This window comes from Lacinutrix venerupis (genome assembly GCF_001971745.1).
GTDB lineage: Bacteria > Bacteroidota > Bacteroidia > Flavobacteriales > Flavobacteriaceae > Lacinutrix > Lacinutrix venerupis.
In genome coordinates, this window is record NZ_CP019352.1 from 81009 (window position 1) to 106262 (window position 25254).

Below are 25254 nucleotides of genomic sequence, written 5' to 3' on the forward strand. Positions count from 1 at the left end.
CGTTTTTTATTTTTATACAATGAAGAGTTTTATTTTCGATGTATTAGAAAGTCTTAAAGATAAAGGAGAAGATTTATCTACCCTTTACTTTATTTTACCCAGTAAACGTGCAGGAGTTTTTTTAAGGCAAGAACTATCTGCTGTTGTAAAAAAAACAATTTTCTCTCCTACTATTATTAGTATTGAAGAGTTTGTTGAAGAATTAGCAGAACTTACAACTATTAACAATACAGAGTTATTATTTGAGTTTTACAATACTTATTTAGCTTTAACTCCAAAACAAGAGCAAGAAAGCTTTGAAGTATTTTCTAAATGGGCGCAAATACTACTTCAAGACTTTAATGAAATTGACCGTTATCTTATACCACAAAACCAAATATTCGATTACTTAGCTGCAGTAAAAGAATTGGATCATTGGTCTGTAGGAAACGACAAAACAGAAGTTATAAAAAACTATTTAAAATTTTGGAACAAATTAAAACTCTACTATAAACATTACACCCAAAATTTAATTGCTAAAAAAACTGGCTACCAAGGCTTAATATACAGAGAAGCCGTTGAAAATATTCAAAATTACTGCACCTTAACAAAGCGTAAGCATATATTTTTAGGTTTTAATGCTTTAAATACTGCGGAAGAAACTATAATTCAAGAACTTTTAAAAAATAATTTAGCAGAGATATTTTGGGATATAGATGAAACCTTTATAGAAAACAAAATTCATGATGCAGGATTATTTACTAGAGCGCACAAGACCAAATGGAAACATTTTGAAAAACATCCTTTTAATTGGGTTACTAAACACTACAAAAACGATAAAAATATAGAGGTATTAGGTGTTCCAAAAAACATAGGACAAGCAAAAGCCATTGGCTCTATTTTAAAAAAATTAGAAACTAAAAATCCAAATTTAAAAAGTACTGCTGTAGTACTTGGTGATGAAAATTTATTAATTCCAATACTAAATTCTGTTCCAGAATCTATTTCTAAATTAAATATTACCATGGGCTTTCCATTAAGTTCCATACCATTAGCATCGCTATTCGAACAATTATTTAGTGTACACAAAAAAGCATCAGAAAAATATTATTATAAAGACATTATTGGTCTGCTATCTCATCAATTTATTAATCCCTTATTTTTAAACGGAACAATAAATACAGCCTCAATAGTAATAGATACTATAAAAAAAAATAACCTCGTATACTTAACTGTTTCAGAAATTAGACAATATGCTAAAAACAACGCTAGCCTTATAGAGCTTATTTTTAATCCTTGGAAAGATGATGCAAACAAAGCAATTGAAAATTGTTTTAAAATAATTAACAAGGTAAAAGAATACCTATCTACTAATAAGGAAGACAACTTAATATCTTTAGAATATTTATTTCGTTTTAACAAACTCTTTAACGAGCTTTTTAGGCTAAATAATACCTATAAACATATACAAGATATTTCTGCTCTATTTAGTATCTATACCGAACTTTTAAGCAGCGAAACATTAGACTTTAAAGGTGAGCCTTTACAAGGATTACAAGTAATGGGAATGTTAGAATCTCGTGTTCTTGATTTTGAAACCGTAATTATTTCGAGTGTAAATGAGGGCGTGTTACCATCAGGTAAAACAAATAACTCTTTTATTCCTTTTGATATTAAAATTGAAAATAAACTACCAACATATAAAGAGAAAGATGCTGTATACACCTATCATTTTTACAGGTTATTACAACGTGCAAAAAATATATTTATTCTCTACAACACTGAAGTTGATGTATTAACCGGTGGAGAAAAAAGTAGATTTATTAACCAATTAGAACTTGAAAATATTCATAAAATTAATCATAAAATTATTACTCCTAAAGTTCCAGGATTTAATAATAAACTAAAGGAAATAGTTAAAACAAAAACTGTAATAAATCAACTTAAAGAAGTTGCACAAAGAGGGTTTTCACCTTCATCTTTAACAAATTATATACGAAACCCATTAGACTTTTATTACCAGAGTTTATTAGGTATAAAAAATATAGAAGAAGTAGAAGAAACCGTAGCCGCAAATACCATGGGTACAGTTGTTCATGATACATTAGAAGCACTTTACAAGCCATATATTAATATGGAACTAAAGATTGAAGACATTAAAGATATGATGCCTAAAATAGAGTCTAATATTGAAATGTTCTTTAAAAAAACTTATGCTGAAGGCGATATGAGCAAAGGTAAAAACCTAATTATATTCGAAATTGCCAAACGCTATGTTCAAAATTTTTTAAATTTAGAAATAGAAGATTTAAAAGCAGGAAATACCATTAAAATTCTAGCTTTAGAACAAAAAACAGAGGTCCCATTAAATATTCCGGAATTAAATTTTAATGTTAAATTAAAAGGAACAGTAGACCGTGTAGATTTATATAATGGTATTACAAGAATTATAGATTATAAAACTGGTAAAGTAAACAACAATCAAGTATCTATAACAAATTGGGAAGACATAAATTTAGACTATAAAAAATACAGTAAAAGTTTTCAAATTTTAGCTTATGCTTATATGATGAACGCTTTAAAGCCTTTAGATTTTCCTGTTGAAGCAGGAATAATTTCTTTTAAAAACCTTAATTCTGGTTTTATAAAATTTACACAAAAAGGTGGCAAAAAAAACTCACTAATTACTCAAGAAAACTTAAATAGCTACTTTAATGAATTAAAAAAATTAATAATAGAGATATGTAATCCAGAAATTAATTTTGTTGAAAAAGAAGTATAATGATTAAAAAAAATCAAATTTTAAACAGAAACAATCAAAAACCAATTGTTTTTGACACTTTTTTTAATAAAACAGAAAAACAAAAACCTCTTGTAGTTTTTTGTCATGGTTATAAAGGTTTTAAAGATTGGGGATGCTGGAATTTAATGGCAGAGGCCTTTATGAATGCTAACCTATTTTTTGTAAAGTTCAACTTTTCGCATAATGGAGGAACTATAGAAAACCCAATAGATTTTCCAGATTTAAATGCATTTGCTGAAAATAATTACACTAAAGAATTAGACGATTTAGACGCTATATTAAATTATTTTTTAGCCAATGATTACGAATATAAAAATGAAATTAACATTAATAATATTGTAGTTATAGGTCATTCGCGAGGTGGTGGCATTGCCATAATTAAATCTGCTGAAGATGCCAGAATAAAAAAACTTATAACATTTGCAAGTGTAAGTGATTTTAGCAAAAGAACTTCTACCATTGGAGACTTAGAAGAATGGAAGAAACTAGGTGTAAAATATGTTTTAAACGGAAGGACAAAACAGCAAATGCCTCATAATTATCAGTTTTACAAAGACTTTAAAGCAAACGAGGAACGATTAAATATTGAAAAATCTGAAAAATCGCTACAAATAAAACACCTTATAATTCATGCTAAAAATGATAAGTCTATAAAGTACAATGAGGCAGAAATGTTACATAATTGGAGTAAACATAGCGAATTGTTTCCTATAGAAAACAGCGATCATGTTTTTAGTACTAAACATCCTTGGTTAAATAGTACAATGCCAAAAGAATTAAAACAAGTAGTAGATAAGAGTATTAATTTTATAAACAACTAAGCAATTTTTAATACACTGCTTTTATGCATATTTATTTTTCTAAATAACAATTCTCTATTAACAGGTTTTGTTATATAATCGTTCATCCCAACAGCAATAACTTTTTGTCTAGCAGTTTCTGTTGCGTCAGCAGTAACAGCAATAATTGGGATATCTTTAATAATGCTAAATGGAGGATTATTTCTAATAATGGTTGTAGTTTCATAACCATCCATAACTGGCATTTGTAAATCCATTAAAATAATATCGAATACATTATTTTTTAATAACTCTAAAGCTTCTTTTCCGTTTGCCGCTAGTTTAAAATCGGTTATAGATAATTTTGTAAGAATCTTTTTCATTATCATTTGGTTTAATTCATTATCCTCAACTATTAAAACTTTTAGTTCATTTCCTTTTGTTTTAACTTGAACAGGCTCTTTTATTGGTTGGCTTTCCTCTAATGTTTTAAAGTCGATTGAAATAGAAACCTTTGTTCCTCTTCCAAGTTCGCTATCAATATTAATTTCTCCTTCAAATAAACCTATTAAATGTTTAACAATACTTAACCCTAAACCTACACCACCAAATCGTCGCTTATTATTTAGTCGCATTTGTCCAAAACTATTAAACAAATGATTTTTTTTATCGACATCAATTCCAACACCAGTGTCTGAAATTTCAATTTTAAAATTGGTATTTCCGTTTGGTGTATTAGTTGTTATAACAGAACAGTTAATAGTACCATAACTAGTAAACTTAACCGCATTACTTAAAACATTATTTATAACCTGTACAAAACGTTCTGAATCGCCTAAAACGCTATAAGGAATAGATTCACTAACATTAATATTATATTTTAACCCTTTTTGCTCTGCCATACGTTGCCAATTATTACTAATCTGCTCTATAGCTTCTTTAGGATTAAAAGGATTGGGTCTTAACTGTAATTCTCTTTTTTCAATTTTTTCAAAATCTAAAATATCGTTTATATTACTTAGTAAGCTTAAAGAGGCATGCTTAATAATTTCAAAATTTTTCTGACTTTCATTATCTAACTTTTTATCCATTTCATCTGCAGCAATACCCATAATTGCATTAATTGGAGTACGTAACTCATGGCTAATATTAGACATAAAATAACTTTTAAGTTCGCTAATTTCTTCAGATTTATTAAGAGCATCAATTTGAGAAGATTCCTTTTCTAACCTCAAGTCTCTAATTAAATTAGTCATAGAAAGTGATAGAAATATTACTTCAAATGAAATACCAAATTTTGCACTGTTCATTGTAATAAAGTTATTAGGTAATAAACTTAAATTATTCATTACAAATCCCATTAAACCAATAACTAAGAAAAATATACCTATTGAAAAAAATGAATCTATTTTATAATTTTTATAACGTAAATAAAATAATGTTACAAGTATTAATATTAAACTTAATAAACCATTTACATTACTAATTGGGTAAACTAATTCCTTTGTCTTGTCGTTAATAAATAACAATAAACCTAATGCAATAACTACTACATAAAGTACTTTAAAAGCGTATTTTATTAGTTTAGTTCTAGACTTAACCTTTAAAAAATGCTCACAATATTTTAAAAGAAAAAAGTTAGAAAAAAGGGCTGCTATTAAAACTGCTCTATCGTTTAAATAACCTCCAAACGGCAGTAGATATTGAAAAATAATACCATCTAACGCTGTTTGCATTAAAGCAATAGAAAAAACATATATACTGTAATAAACAAATGTTTTATTAGATAAGCTTGTAAAGAAAAACAAATAAATTAATGAGGCTAAAAATAATAATCCATAAAAGAAACCTAAAAATAATTGTTCTGCATAGTTTACTTTCCAAAATTCATTTGGTGAATAAATAGTAAGAGGTAAATTTAAAGTTTCTCCATCGCTCTTTAAATGTATGTAAAACTTTTGTTCGCTATTCTTAGGTAAAATTATTTTAAAAATAGTTTTACGGTGTTTAACTTGCCTATCTTTAAATGGTATTGCATCTCCACTACTAAAATGTTTTATATCGTTATTATTTATTTGATATAGATTAGCAATATCTGTAACAGGTCTAGCTGTTTCTAAATAGTAAGTGTTTTCTTGATTAGTTGTATTTTCTAAACTAAAAGTTAACCAGTAATCGTCTGAAGAGAAGCCAACACTTTGGTTTTCGCTAGTTAGAGGATTATATACAATATCACTTTGGTTACTAATTATATCCTCAATAGTTAAATTTGGATTTTCAGCTTTAGCAAACAAAGCGTATTCGTAAAGTTTACCTTTACTTTCTATAGGATTAAATGGCGTGTTTTGAGCGAATAGCGCACTCGAAAACAAGCAAAAAATAAGTAATATTACTCGACACATTTTCCAGTTGATTTGGGTTAGTAATCAAAAAAATAAAGTGCAACTTATGTGTAGAGGGATTGTTAAAGCTGAACATGCTACGTACATACGTAGTCTAATATAAATTGGTTTTAAAAAATATGATTTATTTTAATATAAAACATATAATTAAATGTTTTTCTTACAGCAAAAGTAACAAATAATATTATTTTAAGTCTATTAAATATTAATACAGGACATTTTATAACCTTTTAAATAAATATTTTTAGTCTACCAAAGCACTATTTTTGTTGCAAATCTTCCGACATTAGCATGGTCATTAAATTAAGATTAATTTGAGTTCTAATATTAGTATTAAACACATTAACAAGCTTGCAATTCCTGCTCTTATAGCAGGTATATCAGAGCCTATATTGTCTTTAACAGATGCGGCAATTGTTGGAAATATAGAATTTAATGCTACAGAGTCTCTTGCTGCTGTTGGTATTGTATCTACTTTTTTATCTATGTTAATTTGGGTTTTTGGCCAAACACGTAGTGCAATTTCCTCTATTGTTTCTCAATATTTGGGAGCTAATAAATTAAATGAAATTAAAAATCTTCCTGCTCAGGCAATTTTTATAATTACATTGTTAAGTATAATAATTATTATTACAACCTATCCATTTGCAGAAGCTATATTTAAGCTTTACAATGCAGAAAATCTAATTTTAGAATATTCCATAGACTATTATAGAATTCGTGTTTTCGGATTTCCTTTTACTCTATTTACCATTGCTGTTTTTGGCACTTTTAGAGGCCTTCAAAACACTTTTTATCCAATGGTAATAGCAATAATTGGAGCAAGCTCTAATATTATATTAGACTATGCTTTAGTTTACGGTGTAGCTAATATCGTTCCTGCTATGCATATTCATGGAGCTGCTTATGCTAGCGTAATATCTCAATTGATAATGGCTGTACTTTCGGCTTTATATTTAATTAAAAAAACAAACATCCCTTTAATTGCTCGTTTACCTTTAAATAAAGAAATGAATCGTTTTTTATTAATGATTGGAAATTTAATTGTTAGAACTATAGCTTTAAACGTTACTTTATATTTTGCAACAAAATATGCCACGAGCTATGGTAAAGAATATATTGCAGCATACACAATAGCAATAAACATATGGTTTTTGGGTGCATTTTTAATAGATGGTTACGCAAGTGCAGGAAATATTCTTTCTGGTAAATTATTAGGCGCAAAAGCATATGGAAAACTTATTTCTTTAAGTAATCGATTAATAAAATATGGTATTCTAATTGGGTTATTTATGGCTGTATTGGGAGCGCTTTTTTATTATTCAATAGGTAATATTTTTATAAAGGAACCAGAAGTTTTAAAACAGTTTTATAGTATTTTTTGGATTGTATTAGCCATGCAACCTTTATGTGCGTTAGCTTTTATTTTTGATGGTATGTTTAAGGGTTTAGGCAAAATGGCAGATTTAAGAAATCTATTATTAATATCAACTTTTGCTGTTTTCCTACCTGCGTTATTTATTTTAGATTATTACAACTTTAAATTAAATGGTATTTTTATTGCCTTAACACTGTGGATTATAGCTCGCGGATTTCCTTTAATCATAAAATTTAGAAAAGAATTTTTACCACAATCACAAAAGAATTAACTTTGACGCGAGCCTTAGGCTTATTAAAAAAAATAACATGGAAATATTAAACTTTTTAGGAGGTAGTGGTTTTTTTGCAGTACTAGCCTTTATTATCATTATAATTTACGTTTATAATAGATATAAAAACCGCAGATAATGGGAAACATTCGAATAACTAAACTTTTTACTTTTGAAACAGGCCACGCACTTTACGGGTACGATGGAAAATGTAAAAACGTTCACGGTCACAGCTACAAACTGTCTGTTACTGTTTTTGGGCAGCCAATTTCCGATAATACAAATGTTAAGTTTGGGATGGTTATTGATTTTTCAGATTTAAAAAAAATAGTTAAAGAAGAGATTGTTGATGTATTCGATCATGCAACTGTTTTTAACAAAAACACACCACACGTTGATTTAGCAAGAGAACTACAAAACAGAGGTCATAACGTACTTTTAGTAGATTACCAACCAACAAGTGAAATGATGGTTATCGATTTTGCTAAAAAAATTAAAAAACGTTTACCAGAAAATATTCAATTACACTCGCTAAAATTACAAGAAACAGAGAGTTCTTATGCAGAGTGGTATGCGAGTGAAAATTAATTACTATGCAAATTCCAAAAGGAAAAAAAATATATTTTGCGTCAGATAATCATCTTGGTGCTCCAACAAAAGAGCAGTCTTTGCCTCGCGAACAAAAATTTGTAGCTTGGTTAGATGAAATAAAAAAAGATGCAGCAGTAATTTTCCTTTTAGGTGATTTGTTTGATATGTGGATGGAATACAAAACTGTTATTCCAAAAGGATTTACAAGAACACTTGGTAAGCTTGCCGAAATTAGTGATTCTGGAATCCCTATATATTATTTTGTTGGTAATCACGACTTATGGATGAATGGTTATTTTGAAGAAGAACTAAACATTCCTGTTTACCACAAACCACAAGAGTACACTTTCAATAATACCACGTTTTTTATTGGCCATGGAGATGGATTAGGTCCTGGAGACAAAGGTTATAAACGCATGAAAAAAGTGTTTACAAACCCAATATCTAAATGGTTATACAGATGGCTGCATCCAGATTTTGGTATGCGTATAGCACAGTATCTTTCGGTTAAAAACAAAATGATTTCTGGAGATGATGATGCTATATTTTTAGGTGAAGACAAAGAGTGGCTAGTACAATATTGTAAAAGAAAACTAGAAACCAAACACAGAGATTATTTTGTGTTTGGACATAGACATTTACCTTTAGATATCGCTCTTAACTCTAAATCTCGATATATAAATTTAGGAGACTGGATAAGTTATTACACTTATGGAGTGTTTGATGGTGAAACTATGGAATTAAAAGAATACTAGTTAAGCAAAGCTTTTAACGTTATTACATCAATTTTTCCATCAGGAAACAAATTTTGCTTTTCTTCAAAACTTTTTAAAGCTTCAGACGTTATATTTTTATATACACCATCTACAGAAATATCGAAACCTTTTTTTACTAAAAGCTTTTGCATTTCATATACAAAAACACTTTTTTCTCCAGAATACAACGGTTTTTGAGGTAACATACTAAGTATTTCTTTTTTAAAATCCTCTTCAGCTTTAGTTTTATTGTATTCTGCAATAGAAACACCTTCAGATTCAAAAAATTTAATATCGTTGTTGCTTAATCCTTTACTTTTTAAAGTTTTAGATTGCTCCAAAACAGCTTTAAAATAATTTAATTTAGCAATTTTTTTTCCATATTCGGCTACAGCTAAAACAGTTTCTTCATCATCATCTTCTGGACTTCTAACATCAATACCGTTTGCACTCCATTGCATTTGCATATAATTATTTGCTGCTTCTAAAGCATCATAATAATTATAAACTACTTCTTGATTGTAGTAATTTACATCTATTGTTTCAGATACCTTTAAATTTGCATTTTCTGGATGAAAACGTTGGTATTCTTTATATTCTGAATAAGCAAACATTAAAATAATAATAGCAATTATGAAGAAGAGTATTTTTTTCATTGGTGTCTAATATTAAAAGGTTTAAACAAATATAAGGGAATTTGGTTTTAATTGTTTGCTTCAAAATCTTTAGTTAAATCAAGTTTCCTAAAACTTGGAGATACAATAGCAGTTGTAACAACCGTAATTAGCGTCATACTTCCACCAAAAACAACGGCAGTAGCTGTACCCATAAGTTTTGCTGTTAATCCGCTTTCAAAAGCGCCTAACTCGTTAGAGCTACCAACAAACATTGAATTTACAGACGATACACGACCACGCATATTATCTGGTGTTTTAAGCTGAAGAATGGTTTGCCTAATAACCATAGAAACACCATCTGTTACACCACTAAAAAACAGTGCCACAACAGAAATCCAAAAGGTTGATGATAAACCAAAAACTACAATACAAACTCCAAAGCCAAAAATAGCTACTAGCAGTTTCATTCCGGCATTTTTACTTATTGGAATATATGCAGTAACTAACATGGTTAAAAAAGCACCAACCGATGGCGCGGCGACTAAAATACCAAAACCTTGCGGACCAACTTTTAAAATATCTTCGGCAAAAACAGCTAAAAGTGCCACTGCTCCACCAAATAAAACCGAAACCATATCTAGTGTTATAGCTCCTAAAATGGCTTTTGTTTTAAACACAAAGCTTACACCTTCTTTTAAACTTTGCATTACAGGTTCTCCAATTTTAGGATTTAATATTGGTTTTCTAGAAATTTGAAAAACCATAAATAATGCCGCCATAACCAAGGCAAAAACAATACATAATGAATAATGCACACCAATCCAACCAATAGAAAAACCAGCAAAGGCAACGCCTAAAACACGAGACATTTGCCAAGTAGAACTATTCCATGTTGCTGCATTTGGATATATTTTTTTAGGCACAATTAAAGCAACTAAAGAAAAAATAGTTGGACCAAAAAAGGAACGTAAAAAACCACCAAAAAACACTAAAGCATATATAGAATATAACAAACTGTCTTTAGACCAGCTTTGAGAAACAGTGTCTGACGTTAACCAAAACAAAGCAAAACTTATAATTGAAAATGCAGCTAAGCAAATAGCAAGTAAATTTCGTTTCTCGCGTTGGTCTACAATATGTCCTGCAAATAATGCCATTGTAAAAGCTGGAATAATTTCCATTAAACCTATAATACCAAGCGATAAAGGATCTTTAGTTAAAGCATAAACTTGCCATTCTATAACAATAAATTGCATAGACCAAGCAAAAACCAATAAAAAACGCATGATTAAAAAAAGGTTAAACTCTTTAAACCTAAGTGCTGCGTAAGGATCGTTTTTAGACATTAAAAATTTATAATTTTAAAAGTTACAAAAGTAAAGTAACACGTGCTTATATTTTATTTTTTTTCAATTAGTTTAAACTCAACGCGTCTGTTTTTTGCTCTATTATCTTCTGAAGAATTTTCTACTAATGGTTTAGAGCTACCAAAACCAAACCATTGTATTCTTTCTTTTTTTAAACCTTTATTAATTAAATAATTTGAAACAGATTGAGCACGTTGCAGTGATAACTCTTCATTACGGTTTAAAGTTCCAACATTATCTGTGTGGCCATAAATTTCTATATTAAGATGTTTATTTTCTTTTAAATGAATGTATAATTTATCTAATTCTTTTAATGAAGAACTTAATAATACAACTTTATCAAAATCGAATAAAACATTACTAAAAGCGTAAAGATTGTTTGCTAAAAAACCTTGTGTATCTAAAGGAGAAACTTTTATATTATCTATAAAATAATAAGATTCTATAGGAAGAAAATATTTTCCTATTTTAATTTTTTCTGTTGCTTCATTTGAATTAAAATTCCCAAAGCAAATATATTTTTCATTTCCTTTTGCTATAAAGTTTTTTTCTAATGTCACCCAGTTTTTCTTAGTAGTAAAATATGTGTCTTTTTTAAAAGATACCTCACTATAAATAACAGAGTCCTTTTTCAAGTTTTTTAAATCAATAAAAGATTTAGTTTTTATATTAATTGGATGCTCCAAAAAAACGGCTGATAATTGATTGATAGCAAAATTAGACTCATCTGCAAGACTTATCCTGATTTTTAAGGAATAACGTTTATTTTTTAATAAAGGTGTTTTTAACTCACCTTGAACATACTCTCTGTAATGTCTTACAGCACTGTATCTGTCTTCGTAATAAGTAACAATTCCTGCAAAACCATCACCATTTTGAGGGTTCTGAAAACCTCGCGGATTAAAACTGCCAAAAGTAGTATTACAATTATTATAATAATCACTAGTACCTTTATTTGCTGTAGTCCAGCTTAAAACATTATTATTAAACTCACTATAGTTTTTTGGGCATTTTTTATACTCTTCAAAACTTGGATTTATTACTAAATTTTGAGCATTAATTATTCCTAAGACCAAAACAAATAGTAACGTGATTTTTAATTTCATATTAGTTATAACGAAAAAATATAAATTATTCCTGTAAATCTCTCAACTTCAACTGCAAGCTCACATTGCCTTGCCACTCATTTTCATCTATAGAATAAACAGCTTTAAAATGGTTGTTGTTTTTAATTAAATTAAGTTTGTCTCCAAGACCAAAACCAATGCATACTATTGGGTTGCTATTGGGTTGCTTTACTGTTATTCGTAAATGTTTATTGTCTTCGCCAACGCATTTGCCATAACCAGTATCATGCAAATTGTCACTCATAAAAACAGGAGACATATTTCCTGGGCCAAAAGGTGCAAACTGACTTAATATTCTGTAGAATTTATCTGAAATATCGTTAAGTTCAATTTGTCTATCTATTGTAATTTCTGGAGTTAACAATCTTTTGTCTATTGTCGCTTGTACCACTTGTTCAAACTTTTGCTTAAAGGCTTCGTAGTTTTCTTCTTTAAGTGTTAAGCCTGCAGCGTATTTATGGCCACCAAACTGTTCTATATGTTCTGCACAAGCCTCTAAAGCATTGTAAACATCAAAGCCTTTTACAGAACGTGCCGATGCGGCTAATTTGTCGCCACTTTTAGTGAATACTAATGTTGGTCTATAATACGTTTCTATTAATCTACTAGCAACAATACCAATAACGCCTTTGTGCCAATCTGGCTGGTAAACAACAGAGGTTAAACGATCTTTTTCGTTATTGTCTTCTATTTGTTGTAATGCTTCTACTGTAATTTGTTTATCTGCTGCACGTCTATCAGTATTAAAATCTTCAATTTCTTGAGCATAAACTTGGGCTGTTTCTACATTAGTTTCGGTTAATAAATCTACAGCATATTGCCCATGTTTCATTCTACCTGCAGCATTTATTCTTGGTGCAATTACAAACACAACATCTGTAATGGTAAGTGTTTCTTTTTTTATTTGATTTATTATCGCCTTAAAACCAGCTCTTGGAGCACTATTTATAACTTGCAAACCAAAGTAAGCTAATATCCTATTTTCTCCTGTAATAGGTACAATATCTGCACCAATGGCTGTAGCAACCAAGTCTAAATACTCTTTTAAATCTTCAACGTTTTTTCCTTTTTTTGAAGCTAATGCTTGTATAAGTTTAAAACCTACACCGCAACCGCACAATTCTTTGTAAGGATAATTACAATCGGTTTGTTTTGGGTCTAAAACGGCTACTGCATTTGGTACGTTTTCTCCAGGTCTGTGGTGATCGCAAATAATAAAATCTATGTTTTTTTCTTCCGCGTAAGCGATTTTATCTATCGCTTTTATACCACAATCTAAGGCTATAATTAATGTAAAATTATTGTCTTCGGCAAAATCAATACCTTGAAAAGAAATGCCGTAACCTTCGTTATAACGGTCTGGAATATATGTCGCTACATTTGGATATTCACTTTTTAAATATGATGACATAAGTGATACGGCAGTTGTACCATCTACATCGTAATCACCATACACTAAAATATTTTCGTTGTTTTCTATTGCTTTTTCAATACGCTCGACCGCTTTTTGCATATCCTTCATTAAAAAAGGATTGTGCAAATCTTTTAAATTAGGCCTAAAAAAATCTTTTGCTTGCTCGTAGGTTTCAATACCGCGTTGTGCTAAAAGTGAAGCAACAGGTTCTTCTACTTGTAACGCATGTTGTAAAAATTGTACAGTTTCTTGATTTGGTTTAGGTTTTAAAGTCCAACGCATTAAAAATATGATGTTTAGGTTTTAAGCAGTATCGCTATTGTAAACAATTTATTAAATTGAATGGTAATGAATTTTAGTTTTTACTGTTGCAAATTGCCTAAACATTTCCATAACACCGCAATATTTTTCAATAGATAAATCTACAGCCTTTTTTATTTTTTTTTCGTTTAAATCTTTACCATAAAAATGATAATCTACAGTTACTGTATGGTATGTTTTTGGGTGTTCCTCTGTTAGTTCTCCAGAAACTTCAATGTTGAAATCTGAAAACTCTGTTTTCATTTTTTCGGCAACAGAAACAACATCTAAACCAGAACATGCTGCTAAAGACGATAACATTGCTGCCTTAGGTCTTAATGGTTTGTAAGGATCGTTTTCCTCTTCTGTTACACCTAAGTTAAAGTTAAATCCACTTGGGTTATCGCTTTCAAAAATCATTTTTTCTTTCCAAACAGTTGTTACTTTATCTGCCATAATTGAATATTTTTTTGTTAATTTAGATACTTTCAAAAATACTATTAAAAAACAAATATATGCCATTAGTTACACCATTAGATGCTGAATACGACTTAGAAACTAAAAAACTAGCAGAGTTCTTTAATGAAACTTTAGGCTTTTGTCCTAACTCTGTGCTAACCATGCAACGTAGACCTGCTATTTCTAAAGCATTTATAAATTTAAATAAAGCTGTAATGGCAAATGAAGGTCGTGTAACCTCAGCCTTAAAACGTATGATTGCATGGGTTTCTAGTAATGCTACTGGTTGCCGTTATTGCCAAGCACATGCTATTAGAGCAGCAGAGCGTTACGGTGCAGAACAAGAACAGTTAGACAATATTTGGGAGTATAGAACGCATCCTGCTTTTAACGAGGCTGAGCGTGCTGCCTTAGATTTTTCTTTAGCTGCTTCGCAAGTACCAAATGCAGTTAATGCTGATATAAAAGAACGTTTACATACACATTGGACCGAAGGTGAAATTGTAGAAATGCTTGGTGTAATTTCTTTATTTGGATACTTAAACCGTTGGAACGATTCTATGGGAACAACACTTGAAGGTGATGCTATTGATAGCGGGAATCAATACTTAGGAAAACATGGTTTTGAGGTTGGAAAGCATGTTTAATTAATGTTGCACTTAAAAACAAAAAGCCCTTAAAATAATTATTTTAAGGGCTTTTTGTTTTATAATATTAATTTCTACAACTCCAAACCATCAGGTATATCATCTGTTGGAGTATCGTTATCTCCATCTGGATTATCGGCTTGATATTTATCGCAATCTACTTCAATAGATAAGTCTTTTGGTTTCTCAAAATTTCCTTTTGAAACTTCAAGCGATTCATCTTCGTAACAACTTTTCATGTACATTCCCCAAATTGGTAATGCCATTGCTGCGCCTTGACCGTAGGTAATACTTTTAAAGTGAGCAGCTCTATCTTCTGCACCAACCCAAACTCCCGTTACTAAGTTAGGTACCATACCCATAAACCAACCATCACTTTGGTTTTGTGTAGTTCCTGTTTTTCCTGCAATTGGATTATTTAATTCGTAAGGATAACCTGTTATAATCTCCTTATAGACCGTTTGGTTTCCTCTCCACTTACCTCTTAATCTACTTCCAGATCCAGATTGTACTACACCTTCCATTAACTTAACGGTTACATAAGCAGATTCTGCACTTAAAACATCTCTAGTTTCTGGTGTAAATTGAAATAGAACAGTTCCGTTTTTATCTTCTATACGCTCAATCATTACAGGTTTTGTATACACACCTTGATTTGCAAAAGCAGAGTATGCTCCAACCATTTCGTAAACACTAATATCTGGTGTTCCTAGTGCAATAGAAGGCACCTCTGGAATCTCTGAAGTTACACCTAAACGTCTTGCTAAATCTGCTACTGGTTGCGGCCCAACTTTATCCATTAACCTTGCTGTAACGGTGTTTACAGAATTTGCTAAAGCATCTTTAAGCGTTTTATCTCCTCCATAATCTCCTCCATCGTTACTTGGCGACCAAGGTTCTGGATTACCATATTTATTGGCTTCAATAGTTATTTGAGATAGTGGTAATTTATCGCAAGGCGACATGTGTAATTGGTCTATTGCAGTAGCGTAAACAAACGGTTTAAAAGTTGAACCTACCTGACGTTTACCTTGTTTAACCATATCGAATTGAAAGTGTCTATAATTCATACCACCAACCCACGCTTTTACATGACCTGTTTGCGGATCCATACTCATCATTCCTGTACGTAAAAACGACTTGTAATAACGCATTGAATCTATTGGTTTCATAATGGTATCCACTTCGCTAGCTTTACCGTTTTCCCATTTAAATACAGTCATTTTTGTAGGTACTTGAAAAGAAGCTTCAATTTCTTTATTACTTTTACCTTGGTTTTTTAAAATTCTCCAACGCTCTCCACGACGCATCGCTTTTGTCATTAAATCTTTTTCTTCTTCTTTAGTAAGGTCTAAAAATGGAGCTGTTGGGTTTCTTTCTGGTGTATTTTGATTAAAAAATTCTGCTTGTAATCTTGGCATATGCCTGCCTACTGCTTCTTCTGCATATTTTTGCATACGAGAGTCTATAGTAACAAAGACTTTTAAACCATCGCTATTAATATTATATTTAGTTCCATCTGGCTTTCTATTTGCTTTGTCGTTTGCCCAATCTTTCATGAAAGCTCTTAAATATTCTCTAAAATAAGTGGCTGTACCATCTCTATGAGATTGTGGAGAATATTTTAAATCTAATTCTGTTTTTTGAAGTGAATCTTTCGTTGCTTCAGAAATGTAGCCATATTTCTCCATTTGGGATAATACAACATTTCTTCTATTTTTTACACCTACTGGATTACGATTTGGTCTTGGATTGTATAAAGAAGGATTCTTTAACATTCCAACAATCATGGCTGATTCTTTAACACTTAAATCTTGTGGTTCTTTATCGAAATAAATATTTGATGCAGAACGAATACCATCTGCATTATTATTAAAATCTACAATGTTTAAATACATTGCAATAATTTCTTCTTTAGTATATTGTCTTTCAAGTCGAATAGCAATAATCCATTCTTTTGCTTTTTGAAGGACACGCATAACAATATTTCTTGAGCCTTCTCCATGAAACAAGTTTTTTGCTAATTGTTGAGAAATTGTACTAGCTCCACCACTTCCAGGTTTTAAAATAGCTCTTAACGTTCCTCTTCCATCAATTCCAGAATGCTCGTAATATCTTGCATCTTCTGTAGCTACTAAAGCTTCTACTAAGTTTTTAGGAAGTTCATCGTATTTTACTGGAGTTCTATTATCGTCAAAATAAAATTTCCCTATTGTTTTACCATCGCTAGAAATAATTTCTGTAGCTAAATTTGTTTTTGGGTTTTCTAATACCGTATGGTCTGGCATTTCTCCAAAAACACTCCAAGAAGCTAATAAAAATAGTAGTGTGAAAGATAATATACCTCCTAAAAAAAGCATCCAAAACCAACGCACGTATTTTTCGAAACCTTGATGCTCTTGTTTATCTTTTGTTGTTGTCTTTGCCATTTATAAATAAGTGCCTAATATTTAATATTTTAATTTATTTCTACAGTAATTAACAAAGCTAAATTATGCTGCAAAAATTATATTTATTCTGTTTTTTCTATTCTAAAGCCAATATCTGTAATACCTTCTAAATTAGCGATACCATTAACTTCTCCATTTTCACGCATAGCGTGATTTATATTTACTGTATACTCTCCGGTTTCGTTAAAAATAACACCTTCTTTATACCATAATTTATTTTCTTTTATGCTTGACAAACCTGTTCCTAAAAATTCTCCATTAGGTTTTGCCATTTTATATTCTAAAGTATCCACAATACTTTTTCCATGAGGAAAATTCATTTCCACAATTAAAAATATATTACTGTATTTGTAGGCATTAGTATTACGTAAATTTACAAATAGATTATATGCTTTTGTTGAGTCTGGTGGATTTACTTTAAAGCTTACAGTATTATCTTTATTCCAAACTTCTGGAACTGTTTCATAATCATCGAATACACTTTTGGAATCGCAAGACCACAAAAATAAGCTTAAAAATAAAAAAAAGTAAAACGTTTTATTTTGCATTCTTGGTATTGTTTTGAGACTTTCCTTGTGGCCTTGGCCTAGATTTTGGTTTTGGTTTTGGCTTATTGGTTTTTTTATTTTGAGGCCTTTTATTAGTATTATTGTTTGGGTTTGTATTTGAATTGTTTTTTTTATTACGGTTTCTGTTCTTGTTATTTCTACGTTTTTTATTGCCTTTTGGACTATCGAAACGTGTTAAACTATCTTGCCCTACTACATTTTCGAACTCAACTTTAGCCTCTTCTATTAACTCTGATGCGTATTCTTCTAAGCTAGCAATTTTTTGTTTTTTCTTATTTAACTCTATAATTTCTCTAGCTTGATCTGTTGTTATTTTATGCCAGTTCATCCACTCTCCTTCGTAGGCATACCACATGTATCCTTGAAAAATATCTGTTTTCTGGCAAACTGCGGTGCCTTTTTCTGTATATAATTTTGTGTCTGTTTTTGGAAATGCTTTTAAGGCATCTTGATATGAATCTAATTCGTAGTTTAAACAGCATTTTAATTTACCACATTGCCCTGCTAATTTTTGCGGATTTAAGGATAATTGTTGATATCGAGCTGCGCTTGTGCTTACAGATCTAAAATCTGTTAACCATGTAGAACAACATAACTCACGACCACAAGAACCAATTCCGCCAAGTCTTGAGGCTTCTTGCCTGAAACCTACTTGTTTCATTTCTATTCGTGTTCTAAACTCTCTTGCAAAAACCTTAATAAGTTCTCTAAAATCTACTCGTTCTTCGGCAGTATAATAAAAAGTTGCTTTACTTGCATCGCCTTGAAACTCAATGTCTGAAATCTTCATTTGAAGCTTTAAGTCAATAGCAAACTGTCTAGCTCGAACCTTCATAGGTTCTTCTTTATCGCGTGCATCGCTCCAAATATCGATATCTTTTTGTGATGCTTTTCTATATATTTTTAAAACATCTTCTGGCTTCTCTTTTATTTTTTTGCGTTTCATTTGAACGCGTACTAATTCACCTGTTAAGGTTACCATTCCAATATCATGACCTGCTTGTGCTTGTGTTGCAACAATATCTCCAATTGCTAAAGTTAAATTTTCTGTGTTTTTATAGTAATGTTTTCTTCCGTTTTTAAAACGAACCTCAACAAAATCGAAAGGTTTTTCTCCGTTAGGAACAGACATATTTGCTAACCAATCGAAAACGGTTAGTTTATTACAGCTGTCTGTACCACAAGTACCGTTATTTTTGCAGCCCTTAGGTGAGCCGTCTTTAGTTGTACAACTTGTGCAAGCCATATTTGTATTTATATATTGATTCTGAACATATTATACTTAATTACAAGGTTCTAACATGAATTCAGAAGACGATTAATATTCTTTTATTTTAACTGAAGTAAACTCTTTTCAGCTTTATATAAAAGCTAACGGTAAAGATAAGATTATTATTATGACCTAAAAAATTTAAATGTTTTGGATTTTAAATCTTATTTAATTTCACTTTAAATATTTGTTTATTAAGTTGTTATAAATAAAATCTTATAAAATATAATGTGTCCATTTTTTAAGCAAACAAAACAATTAAATTTATAAAAAAACCTCACAGATTTTAAAATTTGCGAGGTTAAATATAGTTTATGTATTGAGCAATTATTCTTTTTTAAAGGTTTCAAATATATTTCTCAAATCTTTTTTATAAGGTAAGTGGTCTGCTCTTCCTTTTTTAAAGATATCATTACTATTTCCTTGTCCTTTTCTTAATGCTTTCTGCTCTTCAAATGGTAAAGCATGTATTTCTTGACATGTAGTTGAACAACAATTATTCATTTCTTCTTTACAACTATCGCATTGTATAAAAAGTAAATGGCAGGCATCGTTTGCGCAATTGGTATGCACATCGAAAGGACTACCGCATTGGTGACATTTTGCTATAACATCGTCACTTATTTTTTCGGCACGCCTATCATCGAAAACAAAGTTTTTTCCAATAAATTTATTCTCTATACCTTCTGCATTTACTTGTCTAGTATATTCTATAATACCGCCTTCTAATTGATATACGTTTTTAAAACCTTTATGCTTATAATAAGCACTCGCTTTTTCACAACGTATTCCTCCAGTACAATACATTAAAAGGTTTTTGTCTTCTTTATGTTCTCGTAAATCTGCTTCAATAATATCTAAACTCTCTCTAAATGTATCTACATCTGGAGTAACAGCTCCATCAAAATGACCAATTTCGCTTTCGTAATGGTTTCGCATATCTACGCAAACTGTGTTTGGGTTAGACAGCATCTCGTTAAAATCTTTAGCTGAAAGATGTATTCCTTTATTTGTAACATCAAAAGAATCGTCGTTTAAACCATCGGCTACAATTTTATCTCTCACTTTAACTTTTAGCTTTAAAAAAGACATATTGTCTTGCTCGATAGCAATATTTAAGCGGATACCATTTAAAAAATCTATGCTATCTAAATGTGTTTTAAAAGCTTCAAAATTATCGGCTGGTAAAGAAAGTTGCGCATTAATACCTTCATGAGCAATGTAAATACGTCCTAAAACGTCTAAACTGTCCCATTTAATAAATAAATTATCGCGTAATTGTTGTGGATTGCCAATTTGAGCATAAGCGTAAAACGATAATGTTAAACGATCTTTTCCTGCTTTTTCTATAAGCTCTGCTCTTTCTTTGGCGCTTAATTTGTTGTACAGTTGCATGCTATACTAGTTTTTAAGGTTAAAGAATAATTTTTGCAAAGGTACTATATTTAATGAACTGAACAAGCTTGAACTTATTAAAGATGTTGGTAATTAAGTTAAAAGCAGCTTCAAAATATTTAAAACTTATAAAATAAATTTTTGATTGATTTACTTTTAGTTTTAAACAAAAAAAGTCCTTTGCACTTTGCAAAGGACTTTTAATAGACTAACTCGTTATTAATTTTTTTTATTTCTAAAAAATTTAACGAGCTAACCTCCATCGGCTTTACAGCTGCTGTTTACTAAAACGGCTACTGAAACACCTAATGTTTTTGATGTTAATATTTTTTTTAAATATCTCATGTTATTACACTTAAAAATTGAACATGATAGTTTAAAAAGTGAGGTTAATTTTTCTTTTTCATAGCCAAAATTTTCCCACCTTTATTAGTAGATGTAAAAATGTTTAAAAGGTTGCGTGAGAAATTAAAAAAAAGATTAAAAAAGTGGTATTTTAGCACAACAAATAGATAAAAAAAAGATTATGAGCAGTGAAAAAGACGCAAAATTAAAAGCACTAAAACTAACTTTAGATAAATTAGATAAAGCCTACGGAAAAGGAACTGTAATGAAAATGAGTGATGCTGCAGTTGTAGATGTAGAAGCCATTCCTTCTGGTTCTTTAGGTTTAGATATTGCTTTAGGTGTTGGTGGATATCCAAGAGGAAGAGTAATAGAAATTTACGGTCCAGAATCTTCTGGTAAAACAACATTAACATTACACGCCATTGCAGAGGCTCAAAAAGCAGGAGGTATTGCAGCATTTATTGATGCAGAACATGCATTCGATCGTTTTTATGCTGAAAAATTAGGTGTTGATATAGACAATTTAATAATCTCACAACCAGATAATGGTGAGCAAGCATTAGAAATTGCAGATAATTTAATTCGTTCTGGAGCTATTGATATAGTTGTAGTAGATTCTGTTGCAGCCTTAACACCAAAAAGTGAAATTGAAGGTGAAATGGGAGATAGTAAAATGGGATTACACGCTCGTTTAATGTCTCAAGCTCTAAGAAAATTAACAGCATCTATTAGTAAAACCAATTGTACAGTAATTTTTATTAACCAATTACGTGAAAAAATTGGTGTAATGTTTGGTAACCCAGAAACTACAACTGGTGGTAATGCACTTAAATTTTATGCTTCGGTACGATTAGACATTAGACGCTCTACCCAAATAAAAGGTACAGACGGTTCGGTAATGGGTAATAAAACAAGAGTTAAAGTTGTTAAAAACAAAGTAGCACCGCCTTTTAAATTAGCTGAGTTTGATATAATGTATGGTGAAGGTGTTAGCAAAGTTGGTGAAATTTTAGATGTTGCCGTAGAAAAAGAGATTGTAAAGAAAGCAGGTTCTTGGTTTAGTTATGAAGACACCAAATTAGGACAAGGTCGAGACGCTGTAAAAGCTATTATAAAAGACAATCCGGAACTATTTGAAGAGCTTGAACAAAAAATAAAACAAGCAATTAAAGACGATATGTAATTATTAAATCCCGATTTTTTCGGGATTTTTTTATTTTTATACGCAACCTTTTAAACATTTTCACATCTACTTATAAATACATGTACAACAGTAACTAGAAATGAAAAAAATTATTGTTTTAATAATTGGCCTTATATTGTTCTCTTGCAGCACAAATGACGATTCTTTTGTAATGTACCAAGACCCAATGCCAGTTGAATCGGTAATTTTACCAGATGAATTTGTTTTAAATGAAACTTATGAAATTACAGTAACTTATTTAAAACCAACTTCATGTCACACTTTTAGTGATATATTTTATAAAAAAAACCAAAATAATAGAACAGTTGTTATTATTGGTACTGTTTTTCAAAATAACACAAACTGTGAAGAGTTAAATACACCATTTGAGGCTAGTTTCAATTTTACAGCAACAGAAACTGGTTCTTATGTATTTAAGTTTTGGGAAAGCAAAAATGATGAAGGAGAAGATGTTTATTTAACAATAGAAGTTCCTGTATTAGGATAATTACTAATTAAAAACATGGATTTAATTTGAGTTTAGAGAAACTCATACAAAATTGTAAGATTAATGATACTAAAGCACAAAGCGAACTATATAAGCTCTACTCAAGCAAATTGTTTTCTTTAAGCTTAAAGTATTCACGCAACTATGCAGAAGCAGAAGATAATTTACAAGATGCGTTTATTACTATTTTTAAAAAAATAGAACAATATAAAAACAAAGGTTCTTTTGAAGGTTGGTTAAAACGAATTACTATTAATACCGCATTACAGCGTTATAGAACACAAGGTGTTTTTGATATTGTAAATGAAGATTTAATTGAGGATGAAGCAATTACTATTGAAGATGAAGATAACATCCCTTTAGATTATTTATTAAAAATTATTCAAGAATTACCAGACCGTTACCGTTTGGTTTTTAACCTATATGTTATGGATGGCTATTCTCATAAAGACATAGCACAAATGTTAAATATTACATCTGGAACATCAAAATCTAACTTAGCAAGAGCTAGACAGACCTTAAAAGATAAAATAATAGAATATAAAACGAGATTAAATTCTCAATCTTTATAATGAGTGATAAAAAACAAATAGACAGACTTTTTCAAGAAAAGTTTAAAGATTTTGAAGCCAAGCCTAGCAATAAAGTTTGGGAAAATATTCAAAGTAAAATAAATCATCAACCAGAGAAAACTAAAACAGTTTTTCCTCTTTGGCTACGTTTAAGTGCTATTGCAGCTATATTGCTATTACTATTTTCTGTTGGAAACTTTATATTTAGTAATCAAAATACCAAAACCAATACAACTATTGTAAATACTAATAGCCAAAAAGACAACACACCTACTAATACTAAAAATAGTTCTGTTAAAAACAATGATAATTCTTTACAAGAAAATAAAACAATTACTAATCCAGTAGCTGCTTCAAGTAAAGATAAAATTGAAACTAATAATTCAGAAATTAATTCTTCTTCAAATTCTTTAAACCCTAAAAACAGTTTAAATAGAAAAAATCTAGGTAATAAAAATTTATATAATGTTGCAAAAAGTGCAACAAGCAAAAATAATTTTATTAACCAAAACAAACCACTAAAATCGACTAATAATAATTTAACGAATAAAGCAACTACAAATAATAATTCTATTGTTAATAGCACACTAAACGAAACTAAAACAAATCAAAATGCTACTGTTTTAAATAGTAACACTAGCAATACAACTATTAATTCTAATAAAATTGATATAAATAGTAAAGATATTATACAAGATAATGTAGCAACTAATGCAAATGTTGCTTCAACTAAAAGTGAAACGGAAAAAGAAGAAGAAAAATTGATGGAGCTAGACAGCGCAAACTCGTCTAACGCCATAGAAGAAGCTATTGCCAAGATTGAAAATCTTGATGAAAAAGAAGAAAAAATAAACAGGTGGACGGTAAACGCAAATGCCGCACCTGTTTATTATAATACTCTTGGCAAAGGTTCTCACATTCACGATCAATTTATTGATAATCCTAAAAATGGAGAAGTAAACACAAGCTATGGAATAAATGTTGGTTATGCCCTAAACGATAAATTAAAAGTACGATCTGGAATTAATAAACTTAATTTAAGCTACGATACTGCAAACATTATTGTTTATGAAAACGTTACTAATACACCTAGCAATGTACCTTTACGTAATATAAACTTTATACCTACAAGTAGTGGTCAAAATATATCTGTATTAAGTTCTAATAGTTTTTCTGTTCAACAAATTAGTGAAGTTGTTAATGATAATTTAAATGCTGCACTAAGCCAAAGACTTAGTTACTTAGAAGTTCCTTTAGAACTTGAATACTCTGTAATAAAAAAACGTTTTGGATTAAACTTAATAGGCGGATTTAGCACATTCTTTTTAAGTGATAATGAAGTTGTCACTGAAGTTGAAAATAGAAAAACAAAAATTGGAGAGGCAAATAATATTAATAATTTAAGTTTTAGTGCTAATGCTGGAATTGGTATAGATTATAAATTTAGTAAAACTGTTAAATTTAATTTAGAGCCAACTTTCAAGTATCAAATTAATGCTTACAACGAAACCTCTGGCAATTTTAGACCATACATTATTGGTGTATATACTGGTATTAGTTATAAATTTTAAGTTTTAAGTTAATTTTAGTTGGTTAAACTTTTGCTTAGTATATTGTTAAATTAACAACCCAATAATTTTTAAAAGCTGTTCTGTGCCAGAACAGCTTTTTTATATATAAATTAAAAATTTTAAAAGAGAAATATTTTAATTTTTTACAAATAAAAAAGCCGGACGAGAGTCCAGCTTTTTTGCCCCAAATCTACCATGAACTTAACCTACTTATGTTATGGTAAGCTCAAATATAAAGAAGAGTTTTTAATAAAATTGTTTTTTTAGATAAATGGCAAATATATCTGCTAAAATACATTTCATCGACAGTATTGAGCGTTTTAGAATACTTTTAGATAAAATACAAAGTTCTTAATTACTTGTAAGTAAACTATTTGCATAAAAAAAGCTGAACTTTAGTTCAGCTTTTTTTGCCCCAAATCTACCATAATCTTAACCTACTTATGTTATGGTATAATAAAAATATATTAAAAATTATCGTTTAAAAAATCTTTTAGAT

General features: G+C 29.9%; 20 protein-coding genes. 10 read left to right on the forward strand and 10 right to left on the reverse strand.

The features are described from left to right. Nucleotides 1-19: 19 nt before the first annotated feature. Nucleotides 20-2761, forward strand: a complete 2742-nt coding sequence (locus BWR22_RS00355; protein WP_076731465.1) for a PD-(D/E)XK nuclease family protein — start codon at nucleotides 20-22, stop codon at nucleotides 2759-2761. Next, nucleotides 2761-3603, forward strand: coding sequence for an alpha/beta hydrolase family protein (locus BWR22_RS00360; protein WP_076731466.1), 843 nt, complete (start codon nucleotides 2761-2763; stop codon nucleotides 3601-3603). Before BWR22_RS00355 ends, BWR22_RS00360 begins: the two co-directional genes overlap by 1 nt. Here BWR22_RS00360 and BWR22_RS00365 read toward each other — a convergent pair. Further along, on the reverse strand, nucleotides 3600-5963 hold the full coding sequence (locus tag BWR22_RS00365) for a hybrid sensor histidine kinase/response regulator (RefSeq protein WP_076731467.1): 2364 nt from the start codon (nucleotides 5961-5963) through the stop codon (nucleotides 3600-3602). The genes BWR22_RS00360 and BWR22_RS00365 overlap by 4 nt on opposite strands. Nucleotides 5964-6277: 314 nt before the next feature. Between BWR22_RS00365 and BWR22_RS00370 the strand changes: the two genes are divergently transcribed. The 3 genes from BWR22_RS00370 (at nucleotide 6278) to BWR22_RS00380 (ending at nucleotide 8958) form a co-directional block, all read left to right on the forward strand. After that, nucleotides 6278-7612, forward strand: coding sequence for an MATE family efflux transporter (locus BWR22_RS00370; RefSeq protein ID WP_076731468.1), 1335 nt, complete (start codon nucleotides 6278-6280; stop codon nucleotides 7610-7612). 138 nt (nucleotides 7613-7750) lie between these two features. Next, nucleotides 7751-8200, forward strand: a complete 450-nt coding sequence (locus BWR22_RS00375) for a 6-pyruvoyl trahydropterin synthase family protein (RefSeq protein WP_076731469.1) — start codon at nucleotides 7751-7753, stop codon at nucleotides 8198-8200. 5 nt (nucleotides 8201-8205) lie between these two features. Then, a complete protein-coding gene (locus BWR22_RS00380) occupies nucleotides 8206-8958 on the forward strand; it encodes a UDP-2,3-diacylglucosamine diphosphatase (protein ID WP_076731470.1) in 753 nt (250 codons plus the stop codon). Here BWR22_RS00380 and BWR22_RS00385 read toward each other — a convergent pair. Genes BWR22_RS00385 through BWR22_RS00405 form a run of 5 tightly spaced genes read right to left on the reverse strand, consistent with a single transcriptional unit; the run spans nucleotide 8955 to nucleotide 14239 of the window. Next, nucleotides 8955-9614 carry a peptidoglycan-binding domain-containing protein gene (locus tag BWR22_RS00385; RefSeq protein ID WP_076731471.1) on the reverse strand — a complete coding sequence of 220 codons (660 nt, stop codon included), beginning with the start codon at nucleotides 9612-9614 and terminating at the stop codon, nucleotides 8955-8957. The two genes, BWR22_RS00380 and BWR22_RS00385, sit on opposite strands and share 4 nt — an antisense overlap. A gap of 47 nt (nucleotides 9615-9661) precedes the next feature. Next, nucleotides 9662-10921 carry an MFS transporter gene (locus BWR22_RS00390; protein WP_076731472.1) on the reverse strand — a complete coding sequence of 420 codons (1260 nt, stop codon included), beginning with the start codon at nucleotides 10919-10921 and terminating at the stop codon, nucleotides 9662-9664. A 53-nt stretch (nucleotides 10922-10974) separates the two neighbouring features. Beyond that, nucleotides 10975-12048, reverse strand: coding sequence for an OmpA family protein (locus BWR22_RS00395; protein WP_076731473.1), 1074 nt, complete (start codon nucleotides 12046-12048; stop codon nucleotides 10975-10977). 25 nt (nucleotides 12049-12073) lie between these two features. Further along, nucleotides 12074-13765 carry a single-stranded-DNA-specific exonuclease RecJ gene (gene recJ / locus BWR22_RS00400; RefSeq protein WP_076731474.1) on the reverse strand — a complete coding sequence of 564 codons (1692 nt, stop codon included), beginning with the start codon at nucleotides 13763-13765 and terminating at the stop codon, nucleotides 12074-12076. A gap of 51 nt (nucleotides 13766-13816) precedes the next feature. Further along, nucleotides 13817-14239 (reverse strand): OsmC family protein, encoded by a 423-nt coding sequence (locus BWR22_RS00405; protein WP_076734328.1) that lies wholly within the window; start codon nucleotides 14237-14239, stop codon nucleotides 13817-13819. 59 nt (nucleotides 14240-14298) lie between these two features. Between BWR22_RS00405 and BWR22_RS00410 the strand changes: the two genes are divergently transcribed. Continuing rightward, complete coding sequence (locus BWR22_RS00410) at nucleotides 14299-14889, forward strand: carboxymuconolactone decarboxylase family protein (RefSeq protein ID WP_076731475.1); 591 nt, start codon at nucleotides 14299-14301, stop codon at nucleotides 14887-14889. A gap of 74 nt (nucleotides 14890-14963) precedes the next feature. Here BWR22_RS00410 and BWR22_RS00415 read toward each other — a convergent pair whose 3' ends face one another. From BWR22_RS00415 to trhO, 4 genes are all read right to left on the reverse strand, one after another. Then, entirely contained in the window at nucleotides 14964-17318 is a 2355-nt protein-coding gene (locus tag BWR22_RS00415) for a penicillin-binding protein 1A (protein ID WP_076731476.1), read from the reverse strand. 83 nt (nucleotides 17319-17401) lie between these two features. After that, complete coding sequence (locus BWR22_RS00420; protein WP_076731477.1) at nucleotides 17402-17887, reverse strand: gliding motility lipoprotein GldH; 486 nt, start codon at nucleotides 17885-17887, stop codon at nucleotides 17402-17404. Further along, a complete protein-coding gene (locus BWR22_RS00425) occupies nucleotides 17877-19154 on the reverse strand; it encodes a PSP1 domain-containing protein (RefSeq protein ID WP_076731478.1) in 1278 nt (425 codons plus the stop codon). The genes BWR22_RS00420 and BWR22_RS00425 overlap by 11 nt, the downstream gene beginning before the upstream one ends. A gap of 351 nt (nucleotides 19155-19505) precedes the next feature. Then, nucleotides 19506-20573, reverse strand: coding sequence for an oxygen-dependent tRNA uridine(34) hydroxylase TrhO (gene trhO / locus BWR22_RS00430; RefSeq protein ID WP_076731479.1), 1068 nt, complete (start codon nucleotides 20571-20573; stop codon nucleotides 19506-19508). A 526-nt stretch (nucleotides 20574-21099) separates the two neighbouring features. Here trhO and recA point away from each other — a divergent pair. The 4 genes from recA to BWR22_RS00450 all read left to right on the forward strand — a co-directional run bounded on the left by recA (nucleotide 21100) and on the right by BWR22_RS00450 (nucleotide 24755). Continuing rightward, on the forward strand, nucleotides 21100-22104 hold the full coding sequence (gene recA, locus BWR22_RS00435; RefSeq protein ID WP_076731480.1) for a recombinase RecA: 1005 nt from the start codon (nucleotides 21100-21102) through the stop codon (nucleotides 22102-22104). A 100-nt stretch (nucleotides 22105-22204) separates the two neighbouring features. After that, nucleotides 22205-22612: a hypothetical protein gene (locus tag BWR22_RS00440; protein WP_076731481.1), complete on the forward strand. Its 408-nt coding sequence runs from the start codon at nucleotides 22205-22207 to the stop codon at nucleotides 22610-22612. Between the two features lie 26 nt (nucleotides 22613-22638). Then, nucleotides 22639-23184: an RNA polymerase sigma factor gene (locus BWR22_RS00445; protein ID WP_076731482.1), complete on the forward strand. Its 546-nt coding sequence runs from the start codon at nucleotides 22639-22641 to the stop codon at nucleotides 23182-23184. Next, nucleotides 23184-24755 carry a hypothetical protein gene (locus tag BWR22_RS00450; protein ID WP_076731483.1) on the forward strand — a complete coding sequence of 524 codons (1572 nt, stop codon included), beginning with the start codon at nucleotides 23184-23186 and terminating at the stop codon, nucleotides 24753-24755. The genes BWR22_RS00445 and BWR22_RS00450 overlap by 1 nt, the downstream gene beginning before the upstream one ends. Nucleotides 24756-25254 lie beyond the last annotated feature (499 nt).